The sequence below is a fragment of the Streptomyces sp. MBT53 genome, from assembly GCF_016654115.1.
Taxonomy (GTDB): domain Bacteria; phylum Actinomycetota; class Actinomycetes; order Streptomycetales; family Streptomycetaceae; genus Streptomyces.
In genome coordinates, this window is the sequence record NZ_JAEQAZ010000275.1 from 1 (window position 1) to 11343 (window position 11343).

Below are 11343 nucleotides of genomic sequence, written 5' to 3' on the forward strand. Positions count from 1 at the left end.
GGTCAGTCGAACACCGGCCGGGTGACTGGTCAGACCGGCCGGTGTTCGACTGACCGGACAGCCCAACTCCCCCACCGTTACGGCTACTTCGCCGATGCCGCCGTCTGGATGTCCTTCAGCGTCTTCGCCGCATCGGACTGGCCCAGCAGGAACGCCTGGATCTTTGAGCCGGTGTCCGTCTCCGCCTGGGAGCCGTACCAGGTGTTGGACGGCAGGACCCGGTAACGGCCCTCCGTGAAGGCGGTGTTGAAGATCGTCGTCTCCGTCGAGTCGGGTGTGGTGCCACCGGTGAACGGGGACTCGGCGTGCTCGGCGTCCAGGTACTTCGCCAGGTTCGCGCTCTGCGACCAGAACTTGACGTACTCCTTCGCCGCATCCGCGTGCTGCGACTGGGAGTTGACGCCCCACGCCGTGCCGGAGAACAGCATCGCGTTCGGCTTGGTGCCGGCCGCGCCGCCCGGCCAGGGGGCGAACGACACCGGGAAACCGGCCTTCTTGATGTTGGAGACCTGCCAGGCGCCCTGGTACCAGAAGGCGCTCTTGCCCGCGCTGAAGTCCTGCGGCCCCTGCGACCACTCGTCGACGCCGAGCTCGTTCTTCCAGTTCACGAAGCCCTTGTCACCGAGGGTCTTGAGCTGGTCGAGCGGCTCCTTCCAGTCCGAGGCGAAGGACGCCTTGCCGGCCAGGAAGTCCGCGTCCCACTGCTTGTTCTTCTGGTAGACGGTCGTCGAACCGCTCGCCTGGAAGATCGAGCTGCCGGTCCAACCCGCCTTGTCCGGCAGGGAGATGGGCGTGACCCCGGCCTTCTTGAGCTTGGCGAGGTCGGCGAGGAACGTCGGCCAGTCGGCGGGGACCTCGGTGATTCCGGCCTTCTTCAGCAGGTCCATGTTGGCGTACAGCCCGATGCCGATCAGCTCCATCGGCATGGCCAGTGTCTTGCCGTCGCTCTGCGTGAACGGCTTCGCGGCCGAGGATATGGAGCTGACCCACGACTCGTTGGAGAGGTCCGCGAGGTAGCCGGAGGCGCCCCACTTCTTCATCTTGTCGGCGTCGACCATGATGACGTCCCCGGCCTTGCCGCCCAGCAGCTCGGGCTGCAGCTTCTGCGTGTAGGTCGGGTCCGCGGTGGTGTACTTGAAGTCGATCTTGATCTTCGGATGCGCAGCCTCGAACGCCTTGTTGATCTCGGCGATGTTCGCCGGCTCCGCGCCGCCGCCCTTCCACGCCTCCACGTGGAGCGTGACCGTCCCGTCCGCCGAGGTCGAGTCGGAGCCGCCGCCACAGGCGGCGAGCGACGTCGCCAGGGCGGCGACCGTGGTGGCGACCGCGAGCAGTCTCCCGGAGCGCTTCATTGCACACCTCACCCATCATCGGCGCATGCCGATTTCGTCGTGCTTGCAGGGGTTTCTACGGAAAGTTGCGTGGTCCTCTGGGTTCGCCGAGTCCCGTCGGCTGTGCGAGGACCATCATGGTTTGCCGGGCCTGAATGGATATATCACTGAAATCCATCGAAGGAAACCGGTTGACCAACGACTTCGGCGAACGCTAGGTTGCGGCGCCAGAAGGTGTCAAGAGGTCAAACGCAACACCCCACGCCGATCGCCACACCCCAGGCGAATCCGGCAGCAGGGCATGATTCGCAGGACGGCCGGGGTCGTCGACAGCGTGGTTGACAGGGAGGACGCGCGTGGCTGAACAGCCCGTACGGGCAAGGCTGGTGGACGTCGCACGGGAGGCGGGAGTCTCCAAGGCGACGGTGTCCAAGGTGCTCAACGGACGGCAGGACCTGTCCGTCCGGCCCGAGACCCGACAGCGCGTCCACGAGGTCGCCGCCGCCCTGGGCTACCGCCCGCACTCCGGGGCCCGCGCCCTGGCCGGGGCCAGCACCCACGCCCTGGCCCTGCTGGTGCCGGCCCTCAACAACCCGACGTACGTGACGATTTCGCGCGGTGCCTATCAGCGCGCCCGTGAACTGGGCTATCTCTCCCTGCTCGCCGAGGACTTCGACGGCCAGGAGGCCGACGACACCTTCAACGACCTGGTCAAGGAGGGGCGCGTCGACGGCCTGCTGATCGCCTCCGCCCGCCCCCACCACCCCCTGCTGGAGACCCTGAGCCGCAACCCGGTTCCGCATGTCTTCCTCAACCGCGCCGTCAAGGGCTCGGGCCGCAACGTCACGATGGACGTGGCACGGTCCAGCGTCACCGCCCTCGACCACCTGCACGGACTCGGTCACCAGGTGATCGGCCACATCGCCGGCCCCTCGGGGATCACCCCCAGTGAGGACCGCAGGGACGCGTTCCTACGGCACTCCGCCGCACTGGGACTGCACGCGGCACCGGTCGCCTCCGGCGACTTCACCGAGGAGGGCGGCGCAGCCGCCGCCCTCGAACTCCTCACCCCCGCCGAGGGCCGGCCCCAGGTCACCGCGCTGTACACCAGCTCGCTGGCGCAGGCCATCGGGGCGATGCGGGCCATCCACGAACGTGGCCTGCGCATCCCCGAGGACATCTCCCTGGTCGGCAACGACGACCTCCCCGTCGCCGGTTACCTCACCCCACCGCTCACCACGGTCGCGATGCCCCTGCACGAACTGGGGACGGCGGCGGTGGACGCGCTGGTCGCGGAGATCCGGGGGGAGTCGCCGGGGGACGTTGTCGTGCCGACCGAGCCGCGGTTGGTGCTGCGGGGGTCCACGGCGGGGCCGAGGTCCGGCGGACTGGCGTGACCCGTAGTACCCGTACGACCAGTAGGACCCGTAGCACCCGTACGACCTGACCTGACCTGACCGGACGGGTCGGCCCGAGCCGTAGGCCGACCCGGAAGGGCAGCCCCGTAGGACGGACGCAGGACGCAGGACGGATGACCGGACGGGCCGGTCACGCCGAGAGGAACACCATGAGCCGCACCACCCCCGAGCACCACCCCGACCGTCACGCCTCTCGTTTCACCGGCCGCACGGCCCTCCTCACCGCCGCCGCCTCCGGCATCGGCGCCGCCACCGCGCGCCGCCTCGCCGAGGAAGGCGCGTCCGTGCTGGTCACGGACGTGGACGCGGCCGGCGCCGAGAAGGTGGCCGAAGAAGTCCGTGCCAAGGGCGGCCGGGCCCGTCACCTGGGGCTGGACGTCACGAACCCCGAGGCGTGGCCGGAGGCGATCCGGACCGCCCAGGAGTGGACGGGCCGTCTCGACCTGCTGCACCTCAACGCCGGCCGCAACCTCCCCGGCGCGATCCACGAACTCGGCGACGACTCCTGGCACGACCACCTCCGCCTCGCCCTCGACTCCGTCTTCTACGGCGTCCGGGCCGCCGTCCCGCTGCTCTCGGCGGCCGGTGGCGCGGTGGTCGTCACGGGCTCCGTGCACGCGGTGCTCGGCTTCAGCGGTTTCCCCGCGTACGCGGCGGCCAAGGGCGGAGTCAGCGCGCTGGTACGGCAGTTGGCGGTCGAGTACGCGGGCCGGATCAGGTTCAACGCGGTCGTGCCGGGTGCGGTGGACACCGGTCTGTGGACGAACGCACCGGACGAGTACCGGGCCCAGACGGCCGCCCGCACCCCGGTGGGCCGGATCGGCGAACCCGAGGACATCGCCGCCGCCGTCGCCTTCCTCGGCTCCGACGACGCGTCGTTCATCACCGGCCAGAACCTGGTCGTGGACGGCGGGCGCAGCATCAGCTCGCAGGAGTAGGCCCCCGGCCCCTGCCCTCTACCCCCTCCCCGTAATACCCGTAGGACCCGGAGGTCCGCAGCATGAAAATCACCGGATACGAGCTGTTCCTCGTCGAGCCGCGCTGGCTCTTTCTGCGCGTCGACACCGACGAGGGCATATCCGGCTGGGGCGAGCCCATCGTGGAGGGCAAGGCCCACACCACGGCCAAGGCGGTCGAGGAGATGTTCGACTACCTGACCGGACAGGATCCCGCCCGCATCGAGGAGCACTGGCAGATGCTCGCCAAGGGCGGCTTCTACCGCGGCGGCCCGGTCCTCAGCAGCGCCCTCGCTGGCATCGACCAGGCCCTGTGGGACATCGCGGGCAAGACGCACGGCGTCCCCGTGCACCAACTCCTCGGCGGCCATGTCCGCGACCGCGTCCGCATCTACGGCTGGCTCTACGGCGAGACCCCTGAGGAACTCGCCGAGTCGGCGGCGGGCCAGGTCGCCAAGGGCCTGACGGCCGTGAAGATGAACCCCTGCGCGCAGCTCGAACCGCTCGCGACCCCCGCGGCGATCGACGCGATCGTGGCCCGGGTGGCCGCCGTACGGGAGGCGATCGGCCCGGACCGCGATGTGGCGCTGGACTTCCACGGTCGCTTCAGCGGAGCGATGTCGAGGCGCGTACTGCCGTACCTGGAACCGCTGTTGCCGATGTTCGTCGAGGAACCGGTCCTCCCCGAGTTCACCCGCGACCTCGGCGACGTGGTCCGTGCCACCTCCATCCCGATCGCGACCGGTGAACGCCTCTTCTCCCGCTGGGACTTCAGGGAGGTGCTCGGGGCCGGCATCGCGGTGGCCCAGCCCGACATCAGCCACGCGGGCGGCATCTCGGAGACCCGCCGCATCGCCGCGATGGCCGAGGCCTACGACGTGCTCGTCGCCCCGCACTGCCCACTGGGCCCCATCGCGCTCGCCGCGAGCCTCCAACTCGACTTCGCCGTACCGAACTTCCTCATCCAGGAGCAGTCCCTGGGCATCGGCTACGGCGACAGCAGCGGCCTGCTCGGCTACCTCGCGGACGCCTCGCCGTTCGAGGTGCAGGACGGCTACATCCACCGCCTGACGGCCCCGGGCCTCGGCATCACGGTCGACGAGGACAAGGTCCGCGCCGCCGCCGAACGCGGCCACCGCTGGCGCAACCCGGTGTGGCGCAACGCGGACGGCTCACTGGCGTCCTGGTAGCGGCCCAACTTCTCTACCCGGCGGGGCTGTTGGCTTCGCGCTGCCCCGACGCCGTCAAATCCGGCGTCGGGGCAGCACCACACGCTCCAGGCGCACCGGCGGCAACCGGTCATCGCGCCTGGTGAAGAGGGGAATCTCGCCGCACGCAGCGGCAAGGGACACATCCACCCATCCAAGGAGCGCGCAATGAAGCGTCGCAGATTCGGTTCTCCCGACAGACCAGTTTCCGCCACCCGCCGAAAGCCGGGAATCCTCGCCCTGCTCGCCGCGCTGGCGGGCGCCCTGCTCGTCCCCGTCACCGCGACCAACGCCTCGGCGGCGGCCACGAGTTACTACGTCGACTGCTCGGCCTCCTCCAACGGCACCGGCACCAGCGCCAGCCCCTGGAACGCGGTCGGCAGCGTCAACAGCACGACGTTCGCGGCCGGGGACAGCATCCTCTTCAAGGCCGGCACGACCTGCACGGGCCAGCTCAGCCCCGGCGGTTCGGGCGCCTCCGGCAGCAACATCTCGATGTCGTCGTACGGTTCGGGCGCGAAGCCGATCATCGACGCGGCGGGCGCGACGGGCGCGGTCATCCACCTCCTCAACCAGCAGTACTGGGACATCGGCGGCCTGGAGCTGATCGACAACGCCTCGTCGCCCGCCTACCGTTCGGGCGTCCTGGCGGAGAACAGCTCCGGCGGGGTCCTGAACCACATCCGCGTGCACGACATGTACATCCACAACATCGCGGGCTACGGCGGCGGTTGGTACGCGACGAACGCGGGCGTGGGCGTCCAGACCGACCACACCACCCCCGTCTCCACGTGGAACGACGTGGTCGTGGAGAACAACACCTTCGACCACGTGGACCGCATCGCGGTGGCGGTGACACCGAACGCGGACGGCCAGGGCACCGGCCTGACGACCGGCACGGTCATCCGCAACAACACGATGACGTACGACGGCGCGGACGACATCCTGGTCGTCAAGAACGACGGCGCCCTGATCGACGGCAACAAGGCGGGCTACGGCGGCGCCAAGTCGACCTGCCCGCCCTCCGGTCAGTACTGCAACGGCGCCTCGGCCGGCATCTGGATGTCCGGCAGCAGCAACACGGTCGTCCAGAACAACGAGGTCTACTGCCACATCAACGGCGCCGACGGCACCGGCTTCGACGTGGACTGGGGCAACCACAACACCACGTTCCAGTACAACTACAGCCACCAGAACCTCGGCGGCTTCCTCCTGGTGATGCCCCCCTTCACCATCGCCAACGAGCCCACGTCGACCGTCCCCAGCGACGGCACGGTGGTCCGCTACAACATCAGCGAGAACGACGGCAGCAACTCCGGCTGCCCGACGTCGGGCACCCAGACCCACGGCGGCGGAGTCCTGCACTTCGTGGGCGGAGTCCCGAACCAGAGCGGCAGTTCGTCGGCGATCCCGCTGTTCTACAACAACACGTTCTCGGTCAGGGACGGCCTGAGCACGCCGATCCTCTACTCCCGCTCGGGCACGTCGATCAGCGGCGCGCTGTCGTTCCAGAACAACGCGGTCTTCAACTACGGCTCCGGCAACTACTTCACCACCACCGGCACTTCGACCTACTCCAACAACCTCTTCTACGGCAACCACCCGTCCCGCGAGCCCGCGGACGCGGCCAAGGTGACCTCGGACCCGGAGTTCCGCAACGCGGGCAACACCAACACGTCCTCGTCGTACACGGGCAAGAACGCGTACCAGGTCCACCCGTCGTCCCCGGTGATCAGGGCGGGCGCGGTCATCGCGTCCAACGGCGGCTTCGACGCGTACGGCAACGCGGTGTCGGCCACGGCGGCCCCCAACATCGGCGCCTACAACGGCACCGGCGGCAACCTCCTCTCCAACGCGGGCTTCGAGACGGGCAGTCTGTCCCCCTGGACGCAGGCGAGCGGCACGGCGTCATCGGTGACGGCGGCCAACTCCCGTACGGGAGCCGACGCGTTGACGACAGCGGCGAGCGGCAGCGGCGCGAACCAGTCCCTCACGGGCCTGACCCCGTCGACGACATACCTGCTGACGGGCTGGGGCAAGGTGGCGACGGCGGGTGAGACGCTGGCGATCGGCGTCAAGAACTTCGGCGGCACGGAGACCTACACGAACGTCGCGTCGACGTCGTACTCGCAGGCGGCGATCCTCTTCACCACGGGTGCGTCGACGACGACGGCCACGGTCTACTGCTGGAAGAACGCCGGTGGAACGGGGGCGGGTTACTGCGACGACCTCGCGGTCGAGCCCCTCTCCTCCTCCACCAACACGGTCACGAACCCGAGTTTCGAGACGGGCGCGCTGACCCCGTGGACGCAGAGCACGGGCACGGCGTCGAGCGTGGTCGCGTCCAACGCCCGTACCGGCACGTACTCGCTCCAGACCGGGGTGAGCGCGAGCGGTGCCATCCAGACGGTGAGCGGCCTCACGGCGGGCGGGAGTTACCTGCTGGCGGCATGGGCGAAGGTGGCGACCTCGGGTGAGGAGGTCGCGGTCGGCGTGAAGAGCTTCGGCGGCACGGAGACGTACCTGCGGGGCTCGACGACGTCGTACGCCCAGGAACCGATCTTCTTCACGACAGGCGTCTCCAACACGGCGGCGTCGGTGTACTGCTACAAGAACTCCGGTTCCGCGGCCGGGTATTGCGATGACTACACGGTGGTGAAGCTGCCGTAGCAGGGCTGAGCGACGCGTGTCCCCCGGGTCACCGACCCGGGGGACACGCGTCGGCGGACCCGTTGTCAGTGCCTACGACTATGGTCGCGAGCGCGCGGCCGGCTTCCGGGGGTTCCAGCTCCGTAGGGAATGGTTGCATCCCCGACCTGTCCGGGGGCGGCCCGGAGAACACGTCCGGGACCCAACCGACGGCCGGGCCCAGCCGATGGCCAAGCGGTGACCTGCCAGCGCCGGCCGCGCACACCTTGCCGGTAGCCGTGCTCTAGCAGTCGTAGCGATGGGTGTACGGCAGTTCGGGGCACGCGCGGCAGAGGAAGACGTAGACGCCTCCGAGGTCGCCCATGTCCATGTCGAGGTCTTCCTCGGGGGTGATGCTGAGCAGGTGTTCCATGCGGTGGCCGCGTGCGCAGAGGGGCCAGTCGGGTGGCTGGTTCCAGGCCGGGTAACCGCCGACCTTGTTCTGCAGGGCGCACGCCAGCAGCGTGTAGTCCATGCCGAAGCGCTCTTCCAACTCCTGGATGCGGGGCCGCAGGGTCTGCCGGAGTTCCTGTGGCAGATCCCAATTCGGGTACTCCGCCACCGGGGTGGGGGACACCGTGCAGGGATTCGGCATGAACTCCTCCTCGTACTCGCCCTCTTGAGGGCTGGGTATCGCCTGGAGCGTGCCGGTGGAGAGGACGTCCGCCTCGGTGCGCCAGAAGAGCTTCGGCAGGGCGGCGCACGCCTGGTCCTGGGGATGGATCAACGGGCACCAGAGCAGCTGGAGTACGTCCGTACCTTCCGGGAACGTCAGCTCGGGTACGTCTCGTGCGAAGAGCTGGACGACCGGGACCATGGGGACCGTTCCGGCAGGATTCTTCTCGTCGGGCCAGGCCCAGTGACCTTGTTGTCCGCAGGAGGGCCAGGGTTCGTCGGCGGGCCAGAGCACGGGGCCGCCCAGGGAACTCTCCCCGACCCCGGGGGACCCGCTCTTCGGCAACAGCAGTGTCGTCCGCCGACGGAGAACCGCGAGCTCCGGAACGAGATCGTCCAAGTCGTACGGGCGACCGGCAAAGCCTTGTGTCACGGGTGGGGGTCTCCTTGCGGCGTCGGCGCCGGGGGGATGGCGGCGGCGAGAGTGCCGCCTGCCGTCACGGGCGGGAAGGCGGTGGATCATCATGCACCGGACACACCGCCGCCCGCAGCCCCCCTCGACACGCGGCCGAATGACGCCTTGCCCGAGCAGTCCGCGGCTGGCCATTGTCGGTGGCATGTCCACACGGTGACTACCTCGTCCGGAGACCGCTATGTTGCGGGTGCACTTCACTGCCGGGGACATCGCGCGGCTGCGTGTCGCGGCCACCCCCGACCCTCTGTGGGAGATCTCCAACAGTTTCCAGATCCTGATCGGCAGGGAGAGCCTGCTGGTGTTCGGCCAGTGGCGCAGGCGGGTCCGGCCGCGCCTGATCCGGGACGGCGCCGCGCTGCTCACCGCGCTCCTGCCGCCCCGCGGCTACACCCCCGACTTCCTCACCCCCGACCTGGGCGGCTACCCGGACCTGGGGAGCGCCGTCGACACCGTGCTCCGCACCCCGAAGGCCACCCTGCGGGGCGACTTGACCAGGCTCGTCGCCTCGCCCGTCAGGTCGAATCCGCCGCCGTCGGCCACCGGTCTGCGAGCCCTGGCGGGCGGGGAGCCCGAAGCGCTGCACGACCTGGGCACCGCCCTGCACGGCTACTACCGGCGGGCGCTCGACGAGTTCTGGCCGCACATCTGCGCACAGGTCGCCGCCGACGGCGCGCTGCGGGCCAGGGCGGTGCTCACCGGTGGCGCCGAGGGACTGCTGGCGAGTTTCGAGCCGGTCATGCGATGGCGGCCGCCCGTGCTGGAGGTCGACTACCCGGTCGACCGCGAACTGCGGCTCGACGAGCGGGGATTGTTGCTGCAGCCGTCCTTCTACTGCGTCCGCAGACCGGTCATGCTCGCCGCGCCCTCGCCCGGCCGGACGCCGGTCCTCGTCCACCCGATCCAGCACGTCCTCGGCTGGGCCCAGGCACCCGACGCCGCCTCCGCCGGTGCGAGCCTCGGCAACCTGATGGGCCGTACCCGCGCCGCCATCCTGGAGGACGTCGTGACCGGCCGCACCACCGGTGAACTCGCGGCACGGTTCGGCATCTCGGGTTCCGCCGTGAGCCAGCACACCGCCGTCCTGCGCCGGGTCGGACTGCTGCTGAGCATGCGCCGCGGCAAGTACATCCTGCATACGACCACTCCTGCGGGGATCGCCCTCCTGAACGGCGCGTTCCGGGCACCGGCCCACAACCACTGGACGGATTCCGTTTAAGGCAGGGCTTCAACGTGTGGCGCCGGTGGTGTCGGCTGTCCCAACCTGGAGCGGCGAAGGGCCGGGACGGTCGCGGGGGAGCCATCACCCGCCCCGCGGCCCTCAGACCCTGACCAGGTCCGTGACCAACGACCGCACATGAATCGGGGAAACTCATGCTGATCCGCAAGATCACAGGCGCAGTCGCAGCCTGTACCGCCGTCGCCGCACTCGCCCTGGCCGGTGCGGGCACCGCGTCCGCCGTGCCGGCCTCCGTGACCGGCGGCCGGGCCGTCGCCCCCACCGGCACTCCTCCCACGACCAGTGGGCTCACCGCCACCACCGCGTCCACCTCCGCCGGTGCCCTCGCGGCCGGCTGCTGGTACAGCTCCTCCCACTGGTGGTGCAACAACGTCTCCGGCGCCCCCGTCTACGCCAGCGGCACCACGACCGTCGTCGGGTACATGTACTCCAACCCGTCCTGGTTCGTCTGCCGCTCCGACAACGGCGGCTACGTCGGCGGCCCGCACCCCTACCGTTGGGAGTGGACCCAGGCCGACAACGGGGCCTGGGGCTGGATGAAGGACACCGCCATCTACAGCGAGACGGACCCGCTGCCCGTCTGCTGACCGGGCACGACCGTCGGCGCACCGCCCAGCGAACGCCCCGCCCCGCGCGGGGCGTTCGTCCGCGTTCCCCGGGCCGGCCGTCAGTCCGTCGCCCCCGGCTTCACCACCGTGTCCACGAAGTCGCCGATCGCTCCCAGGGTGGCGCCCAACTGCTCGATCTGCGGGAAGTGGGCCGCGTCCGGGATCGGGGTGAACCGGGCGTTGGGGAAGGAATCCGCGTAACCGCGGCCGTATTTGAGGGGAGCTATGCCGTCCTCCTCGCCCCAGACGACCAGGACCGGGACGGTCACGCGGTGCAGGCGACCGCGGAGCTTCGGGTCGTAGGTGAAGTGTTCGCCGGTGAACGACGCGAAGTCGGGGCGGAACTCGGCCTTGGCGAAGGAGAGTTGGCTGATGTCGGCCGGGGCCATGGTGCGGGGGTCCACGACCCGGTTCTCGACCATGTGGGCGTGGATGCCGACCGCGTTCAGCAGGGTCAGGGCGCCGATGCGGCCCTGGTTGTCGCGCAGGGCCATCTCCGCGGCGATCCAGCCGCCGACGGAGTTGCCGATCACCATGACGTCCTTGAGGTCCAGCGTGTCGAGCAGGTCCAGGTAGGCGATGGCCAGGTCGGCGACGGTGTCGAAGCGTTCCGGGCGGGGCGTGCCGTCGAAACCGGGGTGGGTCGGGGTGACGACGTAGACGTGTTCGGAGAGCGCGTTCGAGATGCCGGCGACCGTGCGGGGACCGGCGCCGCCGTGCAGTACCAGGACGCCGGTGCCTTCGGTGTTCTCGCCGAACTCCTGGACGGTGACGGTGAGTCCGCCGGGGAGGGCGACGGTGCGGGTG

General features: G+C 69.8%; 9 protein-coding genes. 6 read left to right on the plus strand and 3 right to left on the minus strand.

The window, feature by feature from the left end; genetic code table 11:
* Window positions 1-83: 83 nt before the first annotated feature.
* Complete coding sequence (locus tag JHN45_RS47620) at window positions 84-1352, minus strand: ABC transporter substrate-binding protein (protein ID WP_201055670.1); 1269 nt, start codon at window positions 1350-1352, stop codon at window positions 84-86.
* A gap of 335 nt (window positions 1353-1687) precedes the next feature.
* Between JHN45_RS47620 and JHN45_RS47625 the strand changes: the two genes are divergently transcribed.
* From JHN45_RS47625 to JHN45_RS47640, 4 genes are all read left to right on the plus strand, one after another.
* Window positions 1688-2728: a LacI family DNA-binding transcriptional regulator gene (locus tag JHN45_RS47625; RefSeq protein WP_307783406.1), complete on the plus strand. Its 1041-nt coding sequence runs from the start codon at window positions 1688-1690 to the stop codon at window positions 2726-2728.
* A 170-nt stretch (window positions 2729-2898) separates the two neighbouring features.
* Window positions 2899-3687 (plus strand): SDR family NAD(P)-dependent oxidoreductase, encoded by a 789-nt coding sequence (locus tag JHN45_RS47630; RefSeq protein ID WP_234469367.1) that lies wholly within the window; start codon window positions 2899-2901, stop codon window positions 3685-3687.
* Window positions 3688-3749: 62 nt separating this feature from the next.
* Window positions 3750-4895, plus strand: a complete 1146-nt coding sequence (gene dgoD, locus JHN45_RS47635) for a galactonate dehydratase (RefSeq protein ID WP_200715731.1) — start codon at window positions 3750-3752, stop codon at window positions 4893-4895.
* A 186-nt stretch (window positions 4896-5081) separates the two neighbouring features.
* Complete coding sequence (locus JHN45_RS47640) at window positions 5082-7583, plus strand: right-handed parallel beta-helix repeat-containing protein (RefSeq protein ID WP_201055672.1); 2502 nt, start codon at window positions 5082-5084, stop codon at window positions 7581-7583.
* 262 nt (window positions 7584-7845) lie between these two features.
* Here JHN45_RS47640 and JHN45_RS47645 read toward each other — a convergent pair whose 3' ends face one another.
* A complete protein-coding gene (locus JHN45_RS47645; protein WP_307783409.1) occupies window positions 7846-8649 on the minus strand; it encodes a DUF1963 domain-containing protein in 804 nt (267 codons plus the stop codon).
* Window positions 8650-8869: 220 nt separating this feature from the next.
* Between JHN45_RS47645 and JHN45_RS47650 the strand changes: the two genes are divergently transcribed.
* Entirely contained in the window at window positions 8870-9907 is a 1038-nt protein-coding gene (locus JHN45_RS47650) for a helix-turn-helix transcriptional regulator (RefSeq protein WP_201055674.1), read from the plus strand.
* 155 nt (window positions 9908-10062) lie between these two features.
* Window positions 10063-10515 (plus strand): hypothetical protein, encoded by a 453-nt coding sequence (locus JHN45_RS53770; RefSeq protein ID WP_236584894.1) that lies wholly within the window; start codon window positions 10063-10065, stop codon window positions 10513-10515.
* A gap of 80 nt (window positions 10516-10595) precedes the next feature.
* Here JHN45_RS53770 and JHN45_RS47660 read toward each other — a convergent pair.
* Window positions 10596-11343, minus strand: a 748-nt coding sequence (locus JHN45_RS47660; protein WP_201055676.1) for an alpha/beta fold hydrolase, incomplete at its 5' end; no start/stop codon positions are given.

Excerpts from the sequence above, each read along its gene's own strand:
- JHN45_RS47620 (WP_201055670.1), bottom strand. The coding sequence starts at position 1,352 with ATGAAGCGCTCCGGGAGACTGCTCGCGGTCGCCACCACGGTCGCCGCC.
- JHN45_RS47630 (WP_234469367.1), top strand. The coding sequence starts at position 2,899 with ATGAGCCGCACCACCCCCGAGCACCACCCCGACCGTCACGCCTCTCGT.
- dgoD (WP_200715731.1), top strand. The coding sequence starts at position 3,750 with ATGAAAATCACCGGATACGAGCTGTTCCTCGTCGAGCCGCGCTGGCTC.
- JHN45_RS47640 (WP_201055672.1), top strand. The coding sequence starts at position 5,082 with ATGAAGCGTCGCAGATTCGGTTCTCCCGACAGACCAGTTTCCGCCACC.
- JHN45_RS47650 (WP_201055674.1), top strand. The coding sequence starts at position 8,870 with ATGTTGCGGGTGCACTTCACTGCCGGGGACATCGCGCGGCTGCGTGTC.
- JHN45_RS53770 (WP_236584894.1), top strand. The coding sequence starts at position 10,063 with ATGCTGATCCGCAAGATCACAGGCGCAGTCGCAGCCTGTACCGCCGTC.